Annotated in this window: 16 protein-coding genes; 10 read left to right on the forward strand and 6 right to left on the reverse strand. The window is 73.9% G+C overall.

What is annotated here, in order from left to right; translation table 11 throughout:
- The coding region (locus tag D6689_21935) for a DUF2381 family protein (protein RMH36703.1) at positions 1–1,268 on the forward strand (1,268 nt) is incomplete at its 5' end.
- Entirely contained in the window at positions 1,265–1,900 is a 636-nt protein-coding gene (locus D6689_21940) for a hypothetical protein (protein RMH36704.1), read from the forward strand. The genes D6689_21935 and D6689_21940, both read left to right, overlap by 4 nt.
- Before the next feature lie 96 nt (positions 1,901–1,996).
- On the opposite strand, the gene D6689_21945 is transcribed toward D6689_21940, so the two are convergent.
- The gene (locus D6689_21945) at positions 1,997–2,716 is read right to left on the reverse strand and encodes a hypothetical protein (GenBank protein ID RMH36705.1); all 720 of its coding nucleotides are present in this window, start codon (positions 2,714–2,716) and stop codon (positions 1,997–1,999) included.
- 130 nt (positions 2,717–2,846) lie between these two features.
- On the opposite strand from D6689_21945, the gene D6689_21950 reads away from it, so the two are divergent.
- Positions 2,847–4,616 carry a phosphoenolpyruvate carboxykinase (GTP) gene (locus tag D6689_21950; GenBank protein ID RMH36706.1) on the forward strand — a complete coding sequence of 590 codons (1,770 nt, stop codon included), beginning with the start codon at positions 2,847–2,849 and terminating at the stop codon, positions 4,614–4,616.
- Between the two features lie 114 nt (positions 4,617–4,730).
- Positions 4,731–5,486, forward strand: coding sequence for a hypothetical protein (locus D6689_21955; protein ID RMH36707.1), 756 nt, complete (start codon positions 4,731–4,733; stop codon positions 5,484–5,486).
- Positions 5,487–5,503: 17 nt separating this feature from the next.
- On the opposite strand, the gene D6689_21960 is transcribed toward D6689_21955, so the two are convergent.
- The gene (locus D6689_21960; GenBank protein ID RMH36708.1) at positions 5,504–6,592 is read right to left on the reverse strand and encodes a class I SAM-dependent rRNA methyltransferase; all 1,089 of its coding nucleotides are present in this window, start codon (positions 6,590–6,592) and stop codon (positions 5,504–5,506) included.
- Positions 6,593–6,621: 29 nt separating this feature from the next.
- Here D6689_21960 and D6689_21965 point away from each other — a divergent pair, with 29 nt between their 5' ends.
- Positions 6,622–7,527, forward strand: a complete 906-nt coding sequence (locus D6689_21965; GenBank protein RMH36709.1) for a hypothetical protein — start codon at positions 6,622–6,624, stop codon at positions 7,525–7,527.
- Between the two features lie 32 nt (positions 7,528–7,559).
- Here the strand turns inward: D6689_21965 and D6689_21970 are convergent, their stop codons facing one another.
- Both D6689_21970 and D6689_21975 read right to left on the reverse strand, forming a co-directional pair.
- The gene (locus D6689_21970; protein ID RMH36710.1) at positions 7,560–8,693 is read right to left on the reverse strand and encodes a hypothetical protein; all 1,134 of its coding nucleotides are present in this window, start codon (positions 8,691–8,693) and stop codon (positions 7,560–7,562) included.
- A complete protein-coding gene (locus tag D6689_21975; protein ID RMH36711.1) occupies positions 8,690–9,307 on the reverse strand; it encodes a hypothetical protein in 618 nt (205 codons plus the stop codon). Before D6689_21975 ends, D6689_21970 begins: the two co-directional genes overlap by 4 nt.
- 29 nt (positions 9,308–9,336) lie before the next feature.
- On the opposite strand from D6689_21975, the gene D6689_21980 reads away from it, so the two are divergent.
- Both D6689_21980 and D6689_21985 read left to right on the forward strand, forming a co-directional pair.
- Entirely contained in the window at positions 9,337–10,311 is a 975-nt protein-coding gene (locus tag D6689_21980) for a M23 family metallopeptidase (protein RMH36712.1), read from the forward strand.
- Between the two features lie 91 nt (positions 10,312–10,402).
- On the forward strand, positions 10,403–11,464 hold the full coding sequence (locus D6689_21985; protein ID RMH36713.1) for a hypothetical protein: 1,062 nt from the start codon (positions 10,403–10,405) through the stop codon (positions 11,462–11,464).
- 27 nt (positions 11,465–11,491) lie between these two features.
- On the opposite strand, the gene D6689_21990 is transcribed toward D6689_21985, so the two are convergent.
- Positions 11,492–12,541 carry a DUF2914 domain-containing protein gene (locus D6689_21990; protein ID RMH36714.1) on the reverse strand — a complete coding sequence of 350 codons (1,050 nt, stop codon included), beginning with the start codon at positions 12,539–12,541 and terminating at the stop codon, positions 11,492–11,494.
- Complete coding sequence (locus D6689_21995) at positions 12,522–13,820, reverse strand: pyridoxal phosphate-dependent aminotransferase (protein ID RMH36715.1); 1,299 nt, start codon at positions 13,818–13,820, stop codon at positions 12,522–12,524. The genes D6689_21990 and D6689_21995 overlap by 20 nt, the downstream gene beginning before the upstream one ends.
- Before the next feature lie 110 nt (positions 13,821–13,930).
- Between D6689_21995 and D6689_22000 the strand changes: the two genes are divergently transcribed.
- The 3 genes from D6689_22000 to D6689_22010 form a co-directional block, all read left to right on the forward strand.
- The gene (locus D6689_22000; protein RMH36716.1) at positions 13,931–14,818 is read left to right on the forward strand and encodes a hypothetical protein; all 888 of its coding nucleotides are present in this window, start codon (positions 13,931–13,933) and stop codon (positions 14,816–14,818) included.
- Positions 14,815–16,269: a hypothetical protein gene (locus tag D6689_22005; GenBank protein RMH36717.1), complete on the forward strand. Its 1,455-nt coding sequence runs from the start codon at positions 14,815–14,817 to the stop codon at positions 16,267–16,269. The genes D6689_22000 and D6689_22005 overlap by 4 nt, the downstream gene beginning before the upstream one ends.
- On the forward strand, positions 16,266–17,098 hold an 833-nt coding region (locus D6689_22010; GenBank protein RMH36718.1), incomplete at its 3' end, for a methionine--tRNA ligase. The genes D6689_22005 and D6689_22010, both read left to right, overlap by 4 nt.

Genomic DNA, 17,098 nt, shown 5'->3' on the forward strand with positions numbered 1-17,098 from the left:
CGCCGCCCGGCGCCGCGCGCCCACCGCGCAGTCGCCCGGCCGCGATCGCGCCGCACCGGTCGCGACGCCGCGCCGGCACCGCCGCGATGCGGCCGACGCCGGGGCGCGCTCGCGGCGTCGATCGCACCGCAAGCGGCCGGATTGGGAGGTCGACATCGGCGAGCGCTCGCCCGACGAGATCCCAATCCGCTGACCCGCCGATCCGCCGGCATCCCGGTGCGCCGGCGTCCCGATGCGCCGGAGACGCCATCGGCCGTGCCGCGCGCGGTGGCCGGCGCGAACCGGCGCGAACTGGTGTTCGAGCAGTCCGGCGCTGTATTCTGACCGCAATGATTGCGTCCCGGTCTCGCACCCCGTCCGCCCTGCGCCTCGCGCCGCCCGCGGCGATCGTCGCCGTCGCGGCCGGGGTCGTCGCCACGGCGGCCCCCGCGCGCGCCGACGAGCCGGCGAGCGGCCGCGCCGCGGCCGAGTACGTGGTCGAGCCGGGCGGCAGCGCGTCGTTCGAGGTGCCTGTCAACGCCGCGTTCGTCACGGTCCTGTACTTCCCCGACCGCGTCGTGTCGGCGGTCGCGTCGGACAAACGACGATTCGACATCCGCGCCCGCGGCGATACCGTCACCCTGCGACCACGGACCGAGCAGGCCGGGGTGACCGCCAACCTCAACGTCCAGACCGAATCGCTCAAGGTCAGCGTGATCCTCAAGACGGTGCCGAAGTCGCACGCCCTCGCCCAGGTGGTGTTCAAGCGAGCCGACGCGGAGGCCGAATTCGAGCGCCGCGTGCGCGCCGAGGTCGACCGCCGCACGCGCGAACTCGAGCGCGCGATCGCGCGGCGGCGCGCGCAACTGGACGACGAGGTCGCGCGCCGCGCGCGCGCCGATCTCGCCGCGCGGGCGCTGGCGCGGCTCGAGACCCAGCGGCTCACCGCGATCGCGCGCAACGACGACAACGTGATCGTCCGGGTGCCGCAGGTCGCCTTCATCGGCGACGACGCGTACCTGTTTTTCGAGATCCAGAACCGCGACCGGACGCCGTACCGCGTCGCGCGCGTCGACCTGCACCACAACGGCAAACCGGTCGGCGGCCCTGCCCTGCTCGCGGGCGGCGGCGGCGGCGGGCTGCTCGGCACCGTGCCTTCGGGCAAGCGCGTGCGCGGCGTGGTCGTCGTGCCGTCGGCGCTCCGCCTCGCGCGCGAGCCGCTCACGCTCACCGTGTCCGAGCCGGACGGACGCCGGCGCGTCGTGGTGGACGAGGTCGTGCTGCCGTGACCCGCGCCGCAGCCATCGCTGCAGCCATCGCCGCGGTCGCCGCTCCCCGCGCGGCGCGCGCGGATGCCCAGGAGGCGTCCATCCACGTCGAGCTGCTCGCGGGACGGATCGCGGTCGCCGACCCGGGGGTCGACCGTCCCGCCGCCAGCGCGGCCGCCGGCGGCGTCGGCGTGCGCGCGACGCTCGCCACCCACGACGCGTTCGCCTACGAGCTGGCCGTCCGCATCCTGCAGGGCGGAGACGTGCGCTACGGGGGCGTCGCGATCGGCGGTCGCGAAGGCGAGCTGTCGCGCACGCCGCGCGCATTTCGCGCCGCGGGCGGCCTCACCCTGCGGCTGGGAGCGCGGACGATCCCCACCGTCTCGGTGTGGGCCGGCGGGCAGCTGCGCACCGCCTCGGGCGGGCGCATCGTCGAGCCGTCGACGGGCGCCGTCGTCGGTGACATCGGCGGCGCGACCGCGACCGACGTGGTCGCCGGCGGCTCGCTGGGATTCGACTACCGCATCGATCGCCACTGGATCGTCGGCATCGCTGCCGGGGGCGGCGCGGCCATCTGGTCGTCGGCCGGATCGTACCGCGAGATCACCGCGCTCGCGCACGTGAGCTACTACGGCTATCCCCGCTGGTTCTAGCAGGCTGGTGCGTATGGGCGCGACAGCCTCCCAGGCGCTGACCCGCCGCGAGCCCAGCCGCGCGCGGGGACGCGTGCCGCGGTGCTCGCGCGCGCGTCAGCCGCGCGCGCGCAGGTACCGGACCATCGGCCCGGCGAACGGCGCCGCGGCCGCCGCCAACAGGATCCCTGCCGCCAGCCCGAGCCCGGCCACGTCGAGGCCGACGCCACTCGCGGTCGCCGGCAGCGCGCCGGCCGCCGACGCCGCCGCGGTCACCGCCGCACCCGCGAGCGCGAACACGCCCCACGTGCGCAGGCGAGCCAACCCGTAGGCGCCGGCCGCCGCCAGCGCGAGCGCCGCGATCGCGGTGCCGGCTCCGTCGCGCGGCGCCAGAGCGTACAGCACGATGTACGGCAAGCTCACGCCGACCCGGATGACGCTCTTGCCGAGCCGATGCGTGGCATTTTCGTCCATGTGGAACCGATCGCGCCAGTCGGACCGGCCGTCGAACGCTTCGGCCATCCGCCCGCCCCACAGCGCGAGCGCCGCGACCGCATGGGTCGCGCCGTAGAACACCAGCAGCGGCTCGGGACCGATCTGCCAGATCGACAGCGCCCCACTCACGAGTCCCGAGATGCCCACGCCGATCGCGAACCACCGCGCCCAGAAGTACCCGGCGACGAGCCCGACGAACGCGACCGCGTAGACGCCGGCGAGGCCGCCGAAGGCCGCACCCCACCCGCCCGGGGCCGACAGCGACACGAGGAAATAGATCGACATGTAAAAGCCGAGGACGGCGGCCGCCAGTGCCCGGCGCTCTCCGACGAGCTTGCCCATGGATCCCAAGTATAGCCGAGGCGCACGCGCGGAGCCACGCCACCGGGTTTCGCGCACCTGCCGCGCATCGCGAACTCGCGCGCGGCCCGAGGTTGAATCGGCTGGCCCCGCGGTGTAAACGCGAGGCAGCATGCCGACCGTGACGACGAACCGCGCCCTGAACGATTGGGTGGACGAATGCGTCCGCCTTTGCAAACCCGACACCGTCGTCTGGTGCGACGGATCCGAGGAAGAAAACCGTCGCCTGCTCGACCAGATGGTTGCCGACGGAACGATGATCCGGCTCAACCCGGACAAGTTCCCAAACTGCCACCTGCACCGCAGCGATCCGCGGGACGTCGCGCGCACCGAGCACCTCACGTTCATCTGCTCCGAACGCGAGCAGGACGCCGGTCCGACCAACAACTGGATGGCGCCGGACGAAGCCCGCGCCAAGATCCGCCCCCTGTTCGACGGCGCGATGAAGGGCCGCACGATGTACGTCGTGCCGTACGTGATGGGGCCGCTCGGCTCGGCGTTTTCCCGCGTCGGCGTCGAACTCACCGACTCCCCCTACGTGGTCGCCAACATGCGCATCATGACGCGCATGGGCACGGCCGCACTCGATCTGCTCGGCGACAGCCCCGACTTCGTCAAGGGTCTGCACTCGCTGGGCGACCTGTCGCCCGACCGACGCTACATCGCACACTTCCCCGAGGCGCGCGAAATCTGGTCGGTCGGGTCCGGCTACGGCGGCAACGCGCTGCTCGGCAAGAAGTGCTTCGCCCTGCGCATCGCCAGCGCCATGGGCCGCGACGAGGGCTGGATGGCCGAGCACATGCTGATCCTCGGCATCAAGACGCCCGCCGGCCGGCAACACTACATCGCCGCGGCGTTCCCGAGCGCGTGCGGCAAGACCAACCTCGCGATGCTCGTCCCGCCCGCATCGATGTCGGGCTACGAGGTCACCACGGTCGGCGACGACATCGCGTGGATCCGGTTCGGGCCGGACGGCCGGCTGTGGGCGATCAACCCGGAGGCCGGCTTCTTCGGCGTCGCGCCGGGCACCAGCGAGAAGACCAACCACAACGCGATCGTCACGGTGTCGCGCAACAGCATCTTCACCAACGTCGCGCTCACCGAGGACGGCTGCCCGTGGTGGGAGGGGTTGTCGGATCCGCCGGCCCGCCTCACCGACTGGCAGGGTCAGCCGTGGACGCCCGACTGCGGCCGCAAGGCAGCGCACCCCAACTCGCGCTACACCGCCCCCGCTCACCAGTGCCCGACGATCTCGCCGCACTGGGAGGATCCACAGGGCGTGCCGCTGTCGGCGATCCTGTTCGGGGGCCGCCGGGCCCGCCTCGCGCCGTTGGTGTACGAGGCGCGCGACTGGTCACACGGCGTGTTCATCGGGGCGTCGATGGCCTCCGAGACGACCGCCGCCGCCACCGGCGCGACCGGAGTCGTCCGCCGCGACCCCATGGCGATGCGCCCGTTCTGTGGCTACCATATCGGCGACTACTTCAACCATTGGTTGAACATGGCCGCCCCCGCCGGTGGCGCCGCCAAGCGGATGCCCAAGATCTTCCACGTCAACTGGTTCCGCACCGACGCCGACGGCCGCTTCTTGTGGCCCGGGTTCGGCGAAAACCTGCGCGTACTGGACTGGATTCTGTCGCGCTGCGAGGGCACCGGCGACGCCGTGGAGTCGCCGATCGGGTTCCTGCCGGCCGACGGCGCCATCAGGACCGACGGCCTCGACCTCAAACCGGGCGCCATGCGCGAGCTGCTCGCGGTCGACCGGAACGCGTGGCGAGCCGAAGCGGACGACATCGGCGCGTTCTTCGCGACCGTGGGCGACCGGTTGCCGCCGGCGCTCGAGGCCGAGCGCCGGGGCCTCATCGATCGCCTCGGCGGCTGATCGGCCGCGGCGAGGGCGCGGCCTCCGGCCCCCGGGCTCCGGCATCGAGCTGTGAGCGGCTGCCGCCGCCGGCCGCTTGCGCTCGCGCGCCGCATGGCGTAGACAACGGGTTCCATGCGTTTACGCAGCCTGGTCGCCGCCGCCGCGGCGCTGCTGGTCGCCGGTCCCGCCGCCGCCCAGCGCGCCAAACCTGCCAAGCCGGCCTGTGGCATCCAGTTCTTGCCGCTGGCCGAAGGCAACTACTGGGTGTTCGAGCCGATCAATCAGCCGCCGGCCGGCCCTCCTCCGGCCAAGGTGAAGATCGAGGTCGTCAAGGTCGAGCCGCAGGGCAAAAAGGCCGCGACGATCACGCTCAAGGAGACGTACCGCGACGTCGAGTTCGAGATGAAGGCGACCTGCGACGCCGCCCAGCTCGTGCTGCCGCCGGAGAGCTTCTTCTTCGCGGCCGAACCGGGTGGCGTGTCCGGCATGCAGATCGAGGGGTTCGAGCACAAGGGCGCGTCGTTCCCCGCCAAAGGGCTCAAACCGGGCGACCAGTGGTTCGAGGAGATCCGGTTCGACGTCGTGCGCGTCCCGGCCGAGGGCTCCAATGCGACGCACGACCCGGCCAAGGTCGAACTCGAACGCCTCACGACGGTCACTCGCGGCCAGCAGCTGGTCGACACCGCGTTCGGCCCGTTCAAGGCACAAGTCGTCGAGTTCGAGATCCGCGGCCGCGGCATCATCGGCGAAAAGTCCCAGGAGATCCCGGTCCGCGACAAGGGCATCCTGTGGTTCTCCAAGCGGATCGGCCTGTCGCGAGCGCGCGACGTGAGCGGCCGCGAGTGGCAGCTCGTCGACACCAACTTGGTCGCCAAGAATGCCCCGTAGACCAGCTCCCCGCGGGCCTACTCGACCGCGCAGAACAGACAGGTGAGGTAGCGCCCCTCCGGGAATGCAGGCGCCACCGGGTGATCGGCCGCGGCGCCGCCGATGTGAGTCACGCGAACCCGGCGATCGCAATCGGCGACGACCGCCAACAGATCGGCGTCCGTGACGTGCGACGAGCAGGACGCGGTCACCAGCATGCCGCCCGGCTCGACGACCGCCGCGGCGAGGCGGTTGAGCCGGCGATAGGCGCGCAGCGCGCGCGGCCGGGCCCGCTCGCTGCGAGCGAACGCCGGCGGATCGCACACCACGAGTTCCCAGCGCCGCCCGCGCCGGACGGCCTCCTCCAAGAACGAAAAGGCGTCCGCCACGACGGCTTCGTGTGCGGCCGGGTCGAGATGGTTGAGCGCCAGGTTGCGGGCGAGCGCGGCCATCGCAGGGCGCGCCGAGTCGACGCTCGTCGTGCGGCGGGCGCCGCCGAGCGCGGCGTGCACCGTAAACCCGCCGGTGTAGGAAAACAGGTTCAACACGGTGCGGCCGGCCGCGAGGGACCGCACGCGCAAGCGGTTGTCGCGCTGGTCGAGAAACAGGCCGGTCTTTTGCCCGCGCACCAGGTCGACCTCGAACGCGGCGCCCGCTTCCGTCACGCGGACGAGATCGCCCTCGGGCCGGCGCGCGCGCGCGACCGCGCGGATGTCGTCCTCGAATCGGCTCCACAGCGCGGCGGCGCCGGCGCCGTCGAACGCGACGACGCCGGCGTCGCCGTAGCGGTCGACGACCAGTCCAGGCAGGTAGTCGTTTTCGCCGTGCACGATGCGCAGCGCGTCGGTGTCGACGATGCTCTCGCGCGCGGCGGCCGCCGCGGCGACCCGCCGCCGCACCCAGGCGCGGTCGATGCGCTCGGCCGGATCGAGAGACAAGACCCGCACCGCGATCGGCGATTCGGGATCGTAGTAGCCGACGCACAGCGGCTCGCCGCGGTCCTCGACGACGACCAACGCGCCGGCCGCGGGCTCCCGCCGGGGCAGGTGGAGCGCCCGGCGAAACACCCACGGGTGGCTGGCGCGGATGGCGCGGCGCACGTCCTTGGCCAGGTGGACCCGTTGCACGGGGGCCGAGCGTAGCGAACAATCCGGCCGTGGGCCGACTTCGACGCGCGGCAGTCGCGGCGGCGGCCGCGGGCGTGGCGTGCAGCGCGCCGCCCGCGCCGTCCGCGCCGCCGTACGCGCGATACCGAGGGACCCCGGCGCCCGTGTCGCGCGCGGCCGACGCCGACATGATCGCGATCGCCGCCGGGCCGTTCCTCGCGGGGTCGACGCGCGAGGAGCGCGAGCGCGCCTACCGCGACTACCGGGCGACCGCCGGCCACGACGCCGCCCGGCGCGGCCGCTGGTTCGACGGCGAGCGCGAGCCGCACGAGGAGACCCTGCCGGCGTTCGTCATCGACCGCACGCCGGTGACCCAGGCGGCCTACGCGGAGTTCGTCGCCGACACGGGCATCGCGCCGCCCGCGATCGACGAGGCGGCATGGCGCGCGCAGGGGTTTTCACAGGACTATGCGACCGAGGTCGCGCGGTTCGTGTGGCGGGACGGCAGGCCGCCGCCGGGCCGCGCATCGCATCCGGTCGTGCTCGTGACCTGGCGCGATGCGGCCGCCTACTGCGCGTGGCGCGGTTCGCTGGTCGGCGCCGTGCGCCGGCTGCCGACCGCCTCCGAGTACGAAAAGGCCGCCCGCGGCACCGACGGCCGCGCCTACCCGTGGGGCGACGACTTCGACCCGTCTCGGCTCAACAGCGCCGTCGCCGGACCGCGCGACACCACGCCGGTCGGCAGCTACCCCTCGGGCGCCAGCCCGTACGGCATGCTCGACGCCGCGGGCAACGTCTTTCAGTGGACGGCGACGCGCTGGCGCGGCGGTCCGCGCATGACGGTGAAGGGCTCGGCGTGGGACGACTACGCCGGCGTGGGGCGGGCCGCGTCCGCTCACGGCCGGCCGCCGGCGATCCGCCACGCGATCGTCGGCTTTCGTTGCGCAGGCAACTGACGCCGCGCGGCGGCGCGGCACGCGGGCGCGCGCTACCGCGCGACGGCGCGGCACGCGGGCGGCGGGTCGTCGAGGCCCGTGCACACGCCGCGGATCGCGTCGACCACCGCGTCGCGGTCGTAGGCGGGCAGCGCCGCGAGCGCGCGCGCATCGACCGGCCGCGGCCGGAGCGCAAACGCCACGCGCGCGGCCGCCGCCACGTCGTGCACCGCGCGCACCGGGCCGCCCGCTCGCAGGTCGGCCGCGACGACCGACCAGAAAAACGGCGCGCCATCGCGCTCGCTGCGCAGCACCGCGGTCGCCACGAGCCACCGCCCATCGGCGGACCACGCCGGCTCCGTCTCGTGCGCCAGCGGCTCGTCGATCGCGACGCGCTCGCGGGTGCCGTCGGCGCGAATCGTGAAGATGTCGAGATCGGGCCGATCGATCGCGGGCGCCGAGTACGCGATGCGCCCCCCGTCCGGCGACCAGGCCGGGGCCTGATCGAGCGGGCCGCTCGTGAGCCGGCGCGGGCGGCGCCCTGATGCGTCCACCAGCCACACGCTCGACGTCCGCGTGGCGCGGTCGAATCGGCTGTAGGCGACGCGGCGGCCGTCGGGCGACCACGCGGGCGTCACCAGGTCAGCCGCCTCGCGCAGCCACGGCACCGGTTCCCCCCGCGGTGTGCCCGTGCGCGGATCCACCTCGAGCCGCCACAGGTCGTAGCTGCCGCCGCGGTTCGAGCTGAACAGGAGCGCTCGCCCGTCCGGCGACCAGGCCGGATCGCGGTCGGTCGCGCCCGCGGGCGGCCGGGTGAGCCGCCGCGGCACCTGGTCGGCGACCGCACGCGCGATCCACAGACCGGCGGCGCCGCCCCGATTGGACGCGAAGGCGATCCACCGGCCGTCGGCCGACCACGCCGGCTGCGTGTCGACCACGAACGGCGGCTGGCCGTCCTCCGGGGGCAGGGTCAGGTCGGCGACGCGCGCGCCGGCGGCCGACACGAACACGAGTCGCACCCCGCCCGCGCCGCGCTCGGCGACCACGAAGGGGGCGTCCGCCGACGGGTCGCCGGCCGGCCGCGCACGCGGAGCCGGCCCGCAGGCGAGAAGGAGCGCCGCGGCGGCGGCGCCGAGCGCCCGAGCGCGCAGACGGCCCGTGCTATCGCGGGCCGCCGGCCGCGTCACTTGGGTTGAACGAGCTGCGTCGGAGGCGCCTTCGTCGCGCCGGGCGGCGGGGGCGGCGCGGCCGCCGGGGTGCCCCCGGGGGCGTCCGCGGCGCCGGCCGCGGGCTGCGCGGCGGCCTCGGACGGCTGCGCGGCCGCCGGATCCGGCGCGTCGGGCGCGGCGACGTCGTCCTCGACCACCGTGCGTCGCGTCGATTCGACCGCGATGTCCTCGGCCGAGATCTTCGGCTTGGGCTTGTCGTGCGACAGGACGATCGCGACGACGAAAATGCCGTAGATCGCGGCGACGATGCCCCCGATGCGCAGCGACGACTTCGCGTTCTCGCGGGTGAACTGCTCGAACACGACGAACTCGCGCTCCTGGTCGGGGGGCATGGACGAAAAGTCGCTGTACATGTCGGCCTCCGTGGCGGCAACCGTACCGCCGGCGTATGCGGAACTCAACCGGCGCTGCCGGCACCGGGTGACCGTTCGACACCGCCGGCGCGGATTCGTTCCCGAAAAAATGCGACCGGTGCGGCGCGGCAGCCGGCGCGCCGCACCGGCCTGCCGCCGGCCGCCCGGCGCGATCCGGGGGTGCGCGCGCGTGCGCGGCTTGCCCACGCCGACCCACAACCCCGCGATTCCTCACAAAAAAACCGGACATGGGGCTTCCGTTCGCGGCGCGAATCCGTATCCTCGACCTGGGGATGGGCACTGCCAAATGCTGCGACTGCGGGCGGCCGTTGCCGCTGTCCGACGGCGTCGCGCTGGTCGCGACCGGCCGCGTGTTCCAGCTGTGCCGGCCGTGCGCCGAGCGTCCCGAACCCGCGGCGCCCCCGTTTTGCGCCGAGCCCGCGGCGCCCGCGCGCCTGGCCGCCCTCGCCCACCGGCGCGCGCGGCCCCTGTTCGTGGCGGCGGTCGGGGTCGCGCTGCTGTCGCTGGCGCCGAACACGGCCGAGCCGAACCCGGAGGTCCCGAGCGAGGTCCTGGCCTCCGACTGGCTCCTCGACCGCCCCGCGCGCAGCGTCGCCCTCGACATCGCGCCGCGCGACCTGCCGCGGTTGCACGCGTTGAGCCTGTCGGACTCCGGCGAGTGGATGCGCTGGGTCCACCCGCTCGCCGGACCCGAACGCGCGTTGCCCGACTCGGCGTCGCGCCGGTTCGGCGCCGACCGCGACGGCACCCGCCCCGAGTGCGGCCGCGGTCACTGCGGCGTCGACCTCGGCCACGAACGTGGCCTGGTGGTGCACGCGGCCGCCGACGGCTTCGTCGAGCGGGTCGTCGTGGCACCCGACCGCAAGGGCGGCAACTACGTCAAGCTCCGCCACCCGCACGGGTTCGCATCGTTCTACATGCACCTCGATCGGATCCGCCCCGGCCTGCGCCGCGGCGACCTCGTGCAAGCCGGCGAGCCGCTCGGGACGACCGGCCGGACGGGCATCCACCACTCGGGGCCGCACCTGCACTTCGCGGTCGCCCGCACGACCCCCGAGCGCGACGTGTTCGTCGACCCGGAGCCGATGCTGCGCGAGGCCGAGCTGTTGCCGGCGCCGGCGACGCTTCCGGACGGCGAGGCGACCGACGACGGCGCCGATCGCGACGGCGACGACGGCTGGGCCGCCGATCTGGGGCTGTGAGCCGCGGCCGACCGGCCGCCGGGCGGGATCGACGGCCGCACGCCCGGCCTGCGGGTGGCCGAGTCCGCCGAAATGGCGCTACCCTCCGGCCATGCGGAACCGACAGCTCGCATGGGTCGCCCTCGCCCTGACCGCGGCCGTCGCGCCGGCCGCGGCGCGCGCGCAGGACGGCTCGACCGACGACGACCCGCTCGCCGGCGCCGCCGGCGCGGGAACGGGCGGCGACGAGGTGGAGATGGCGCCGGACGACGCGCTGGACGAAGGCGAGCCGGCGACGTTGCTCGATGAAGGCGACGCGCCGGCCGGCGCCGAGGAGGATCCCGGCGCGCCGGTGCTCCACGCCGAGCGCCGGGCGGCCGCCGGCGACGGCTCCCCGGCAACCCGTGCGGGCGGCGATCGAATGCTGCTGCCCGCGGGCGGCTGGCGGGTGCGCTACTGGGCCGGGATCGGCGGGCTCACGGAAAAGCGCGCCTATCCGAAGCGGGCCGACGACTCCGACGAGCTGAGTTACCTGCGCGCCGGCGGCGTGCTCGAGGCCGACTACGGCATCACGGACCGCCTGCAGGTCGGCCTGCGGTACGGCACGGGAACGTACGGCAAGGTGGAGACGGCGCCCGACCCGAACCCGAGCGCCGAGTACGTTCCCGGCAAAGCGGTCGCGGTCGACCTGCGCTACGGTCTCACGCCGTGGATGGCGTTGCAGATACAACTCCCGATGCTGCTCGACCCGTTCGAGGCGGCGGTCACGGTCGGCGTGCCGATCCGCGTGCGCGTGGGCGATCGACTGGCGTTGTTCGCGGGGGAGGACCTGCTGACGGTCCGCGTGACCGACATGGTGCCGTTCGTCGAGGACGCGGTGTCCAACGAGCGGTCGGTGGTCGCGCTCGACCAGACGAACGCCGAGAAGGACGACGGCGACGTCACGGTCAAAGCGGGCGCGATCGTGCGCCTCGACGACCGCATGGCCGTGCGCGGTACGATCGGCGTCGTCGCGGGCGACTTCGCGATGACCGACGCCGGAACGCCGCTGTGGGGCGACCTGCTGTACGCGGTCTCCGGCCACGTGGGGATCGAGGCGCGCGTCGGGTTCGCGAACCTGGGCGCGGCCACAAAGACCTTCACCGCCGCAGTCGGCGTCGCAGTCCAGCACTGACCGGCGGGCGCCGTGCGGCCGCCGCGGTCACGGCGCGGTCGCCGGTACGACCTCGAATGCCCGCTCGCCGACGAGCTGGCCGGCGTCGGTCTCGACGCGGCACGCCCACGGCCCGAGCGGGTCGTCGGGCAACGACATCAGGTACGACCGGAAGACGACGCCGGGCCCGGCGGCGGCGACGCGTTCCGGCTCGGCGCGCCGGACGACCCGCCCGCGGTGCACCCACACGTGGACGATCGGATCGCGAACGCCGCCGGGCTCGGTGAGACGCGTGACGCAGCGCAATCCGTCGAGTTGGTTCGCCGGGATCGTCCGCGCGTGGCCGGGCACGATCTCGTAGCTGCCGGGCGTCCCGTGACCGACCGCACCCTCGGCCAGCGCGAGCGGCGCCGGCGGTACGTACGCGACGGCGTGGAACGCGGCGACCGCCATGCCGCCGGCCGCACCGACGACGAGCGCCAGCCCGGCGACCGACGCGATCTGGCGCACCCGGAACGTGAGCAGAGCGACGGCGGGCGCGGCGGCAGCCGCCGCGACGATCAGCGCCTCGAAGTGGGACAGCGCGAGCGCGACCGGCAGGACCAGGTTGAGTACGCCGAACATGCACGCGGCGTACATCACGGCGGCGAGCAGCCTCCGGCGCAGCACCACGCGATCCATCACCAGGTCCATCGTCGACAGCACGGCGAACGCGAGCAGCAGCGGCGCGAGCCACCAGTTGCGCGACGACGCGGACCACGTGGTGCTCGACGCATACAGCGGCACCAGGAAGAACAGCATCTGCTGGTACAGGTTCTTGACGAAGTAGTGGGTGGTGAGGCGCAAGCCGCGCCGCAGCAGCCTGCCGCCGCCGCCGTCCGGCCCGACGGTCATCCGCAATGCGACGAACACGACGAACCACGACGCGGCGAGCGCGACGAGCAGTTTGTCGGCGTGCGCCAGTCCGCGGCGGGCGTAGAGCATGACGCCCACGCCGAACGCCAACGCCCACGCGCTGTGCAGCCACCATGCCGTGCGGACGAACCGTTCCCAGCGGCTGCGGCCGCGCGGTGCGCCGTTAGCCGGATCCGGCGGCATCGACCTGCGCGGCCTCGGCGATGACCTCGCGGATGCGCGCGAGCGCGGTATCGATGACGTCGAGCGGCGGGCCGAACGAAAACCGCAGGTGGCTGCGGAACCGCGACGTACGCCGCCCGCGCCGGCGCCCCGGATCGACGCCGAAGAACTCTCCCGGCACCGCGATCACCCGCTTTTGCAGCGCCGCGCGGAAGAACCGCATGCCGTCGTTGATCGCCGGCGGCAGGTGCTCGGCCGACGCCCACACGTAGAACGTCCCGTCGGGCGGCAAGTCGACCACGAAACCGAGGTCGCGCAACCCGGACAGCAACCGCTCGCGCTTGCGGCCAAACACCTGCTGGATGGCGGCGGTTTCCGCGCGCACGTGGTCGAGGTCGACCAGCGGTACGGCAGCCCGCTGCAGCGGCCGCGAGCCGCCGCCGTCGAGGAACGACCCGGCGCTCGCGATCGCCTCGATCACGGACTTGGGGGCGAGGGTCCACGTCACCCGCCAGCCGGGGTACCGCCAGTTCTTGGTCAGCCCGTCGAGGAGGACGACCGGGTCGCGGTCCACGTCCTCGACGCACGCCGCGGCCGACGCCATGCCGCCGCGCGCCACCAGGTCGGGCCGCCACACGTAGTGCGAGTAGAACTCGTCGAAGATGAGCGCGCAGTCGAGGTCGCGCGCCGCCGCGACCCACGCGTCGAGATCGGCGCCGCCGACGATCTTGCCGGTCGGATTGCACGGGTTCGACAGCAACAGCGCGCTGAGCCCGCGGCCCTCGATCTCGCGGCGCAGATCGTCGACGGTGAAGGCGTAGTTTCGCTCGCGTTCGAGCAGGATCGGAATCGGCGAAAACAGCCGGAATACGTCGAGCAGTTCCTCGTACGCCGTGTAGTCCGGCAGGAAGTGCCCCATATTGATCTGGCCGAGCGCCGCGACGACGCGCGTGAGCGACGTGCGGCCGCCGCCGCAGATCGCGACGTTCTCGGCCGAGTACTGCGACTTCATGCCGCGCCGGTAGCGCCGGTTGTACAGGTCGGCGACCGCTTCGCGCAGCTCCCACAGCCCGGCGACCGGCGCGTACTCGTGGTCGCCGGCGGCGATGTCGATGTGGTCCACCCGGGGCGGCGCCCCCGGCAGCGGCCCGCTCTCCGGCTGGCCCTGGCCGAGATTGCACCACCCCGGGTCGGCGCCGAAGCCGAGGCGCTGAGCCTCGGCGGTCACGTAGATGACGCCCGTGCGGGGCACCGGGCGAAACGCGCCGACATCGACCGTGCCGTTGGGGCGGTTGGGCATGACGACCGACGTTAGCCGACATCGCACGCGGCGGCCAGGGGCCTGCGCCGGCGCGGCCGAAGGCGGCCGCCGCCCCGCCGCAACGCGCGCCGGTGTGGTAGCGTGACAGCGTGCCGTCGCTGAGCGACATCCGCGGTCAACCGCGCGCGATCGCGGCGCTACGCCGCGCGATCGCGACCGGCCGCGTGCCGCACGCGTACCTGTTTTCCGGGCCCGAACACAGCGGCAAGTACACGGCCGCGCTCGCGGTCGCGGCGGCGCTCAACTGCGTGCGAACGCCGGGGGAAGGCTGCGCCGACTGCGAAGCGTGCGCCAAGATCGCCGACGGGATCCACCCGGACGTGATCACGCTGCGCGCCGAGGGAGCGGCGCAGATCATCCCGATCGACGCGATCCGGTCGGAAGTCGTGGCGCGGGTCGCGCTGCCGCCGCACGAGGGGCGCGCGCGCCTGTTCGTCGTCGAGGAGGCGGCCGCGATGCAGGGCCCTGCGGCCAATGCCCTGCTCAAGACCCTCGAGGAGCCGCCGGCGCGCACTCACTTCATATTGCTCACGACGGCGCCGGACCAGCTGCCGCCGACCATCCGCAGCCGCTGCCAGCGAATTGCGTTCGCCGCTCTTCCGCCGGACGTGCGGGCAGACCTCGCGATCGACGGCGAGGACGACGGGCGGCGCCAACAGCTCGCCGACCGCCTGTGGAGCGCGGTGGCCTCGGCCGACGCCGAGGCCGCGGATCGCGCCGCGGGCGAGGCGACCGAAGACAAGACGGACACGATCCCGGTGCTGCACCGGGTGGCGGAGCGCCTGCACGAACGGGCGCGCGCCGCGGCGATGGCGGGCGACCTGGCGGCGGCTGCGGCCCACGCCGACGGCGCGCGCGCCGCGCTCGCGGCGGCGCGCGCGGTCGATCGCCACAACGCGCACGCGCTGCTCGCGGTGGAGGCGCTCGTGCGCCGACTGCGCCGCGCCGGGATCGGGTCCGCGCCGCGGACAGGATGACCGAGCCGACCGATCCCGCGGGACGAACGCCGCGGCGGCGCCGCCGCAAGCGCCGGCGCGCCGACGCCGCCCCCGACGCCGTCCCGGCCGACGGCGCCGCGGATGCATCCGGCCGCGCGGACCGCCCGCGCCGCCGGCGGCGCCGCAAGCGCGGGCGCCGCGACGGCGCGGGCCCCGCATCCGGCGAGTCGCCGCGCCCGCGGGCGGCGAGCCGCGGCGCGACTCCGGCCGATGGACGGCGGGCCACCGCACCCGCGACAGCCGCGGACGCGGTGGACGCAGGCTGGGACGACGACGGCGCGCCCGCGGTGGCGACCGGCGCGCCGGCAGCCGCGGACGACGGCGCCGCGGGCGAGGCCGGCGCGCCCGAAGCTCAGGACGACGGCGCGCGCGACGAGCGATGGGGCGACGACGCCGACGCGCCGACGCCCGACGTCGCGCTCGCCGCCGACCTGCCCCCGCCGCCGCCCGACGACGACCCCGACCCCGCGACGGCGGACCTGGACGACTGCCCGGATGCCGACGTCGATGTGCTTCGGCCCGTTCGCAACGTCGTCGGCGTCAAGTTCGACGCGGCGGGCAAGATCTACGAGTTCGACGCCGGCGACCTGTCGCTGGCGCGCGGCGACGCGGTCGTGGTGGAGACCGAGCGCGGCACCCGCATCGGCACCGTCGCGATCCCGTCGGTCCGCCGCCCGCACGATCGCGGCCCGCTCAAGCGAGTGCTGCGCCGCCCGGACGACCGCGACCTGCGCATCGTCGCCGACAACCGGGCGCGCGCGGAGGACGCACTGCGCCGCGCGCGCGCCGCGGCGCGCGCGGTCGGGCTGCGCGCCAAGGTCTATCGCGCCGAGTACAGCTTCTCGGGCAGCAAACTGCGCATCTACGTCGCGTCCGAAAAGCGCGTCGACACTCGCGCGCTCGCCCGCGCGTTGGCGCGAGAGCTGTCCGCCCGCATCGAGATTCGCCAGACGGGAGTGCGGGACGAGGCCAAGTTCGTCGGCGGCATCGGGTCGTGTGGGCTCGAGCTGTGTTGCAGCACGTTCCTGCCCGCGTTCGCTCCGGTGTCGATCAAGATGGCGAAGGACCAGGGCATGGTGCTCAACCCGCACAAGGTGTCCGGGCAGTGCGGCCGACTCAAGTGCTGTTTGGTGTATGAGCAACAAGCGTACGCCGCACTGCGCAAAGGCCTGCCCAAGCTCGGCAAGCGCGTCATCGCGGGCGACCGCGGCGAGGGTCGCGTCGTCGAGGTGGACGTGCTGCGCCAGCGCGTGCGCGTCGCGTTCGGCGGCGGCGACTTCGAAGTGCTGCCGGCCGACGCCGTGGTCCCGAAGTTTCCGAGTCAACCCAGTTCGGCCGCCTCGGGCGCAAAGCCCGGCCGCGGCCGCCGGCGCGACCGCGGCGGCGCCAATTTGCCGTCGCGCGTCACCGACGACGAGCCATCGACATGACCGTTCCGACCTACTACATCACGACCCCAATCTATTACGTCAACGACGTACCGCATCTCGGCACCGCGTTCTGCACGCTCGCGGCCGATGCGTTCGCCCGCTACCACCGCGCGCGCGGCCGCGATGTTCGGTTCCTCACCGGCACGGACGAGCACGGGCTGAAGATCCAGCGGGCCGCCGAGGCGGCAGGCAAGACGCCCAAACAGCACGCCGACGAGGTCGTGGCGCGATTCCGCGAGGCCTGGCGGCGCCTCGACATCACCAACGACGACTTCATCCGGACGACCGAGCCGCGCCACGAGAAGGTCGCACAAGACCTGTGGCGGCGCATCGCCGACGCCGGCGACATCTACCTGGGCGGGTACGAGGGCTGGTACTGCGTCCGCTGCGAGGCGTACTACACCGAGGAGCAGCTCCGCCGTGAAGACGACGCGCGGTGGTGCCCGATCCACGACGCGCCGGTCGATTGGGTCGAGGAGCCGTCCTATTTCTTCCGCATGTCGAAGTACCAGGACGCGCTGCTCGACCACTTCGACCGCCACCCGGATTTCGTCCAGCCCGAGCAGTACCGCAACGAAATCCTGTCGTTCATCCGCGGCGGGCTGCGCGACCTGTCGATCAGCCGTACGAGCTTCGACTGGGGCATCCCGGTGCCGGACGACCCCGCGCACGTCATGTACGTGTGGCTCGACGCGCTCACCAACTACATCTCCGCGCTCGGCGGTCCGGGCGCCGACCTGTACGCGCGATACTGGCCGGCCGACTGCCACCTCATCGGCAAGGACATCCTGCGATTTCACGCAGTGTACTGGCCCTGCTTCTTGCTGTC

The sequence above is a fragment of the Deltaproteobacteria bacterium genome (assembly GCA_003696105.1).
Taxonomy (GTDB): Bacteria; Myxococcota_A; Polyangia; order Haliangiales; family J016; genus J016.

Excerpts from the sequence above, each read along its gene's own strand:
- D6689_21945 (RMH36705.1), bottom strand. The coding sequence starts at position 2,716 with ATGGGCAAGCTCGTCGGAGAGCGCCGGGCACTGGCGGCCGCCGTCCTC.
- D6689_21995 (RMH36715.1), bottom strand. The coding sequence starts at position 13,820 with ATGCCCAACCGCCCCAACGGCACGGTCGATGTCGGCGCGTTTCGCCCG.
- D6689_21955 (RMH36707.1), top strand. The coding sequence starts at position 4,731 with ATGCGTTTACGCAGCCTGGTCGCCGCCGCCGCGGCGCTGCTGGTCGCC.
- D6689_21980 (RMH36712.1), top strand. The coding sequence starts at position 9,337 with ATGGGGCTTCCGTTCGCGGCGCGAATCCGTATCCTCGACCTGGGGATG.
- D6689_21950 (RMH36706.1), top strand. The coding sequence starts at position 2,847 with ATGCCGACCGTGACGACGAACCGCGCCCTGAACGATTGGGTGGACGAA.
- D6689_21990 (RMH36714.1), bottom strand. The coding sequence starts at position 12,541 with ATGCCGCCGGATCCGGCTAACGGCGCACCGCGCGGCCGCAGCCGCTGG.
- D6689_21985 (RMH36713.1), top strand. The coding sequence starts at position 10,403 with ATGCGGAACCGACAGCTCGCATGGGTCGCCCTCGCCCTGACCGCGGCC.
- D6689_22005 (RMH36717.1), top strand. The coding sequence starts at position 14,815 with ATGACCGAGCCGACCGATCCCGCGGGACGAACGCCGCGGCGGCGCCGC.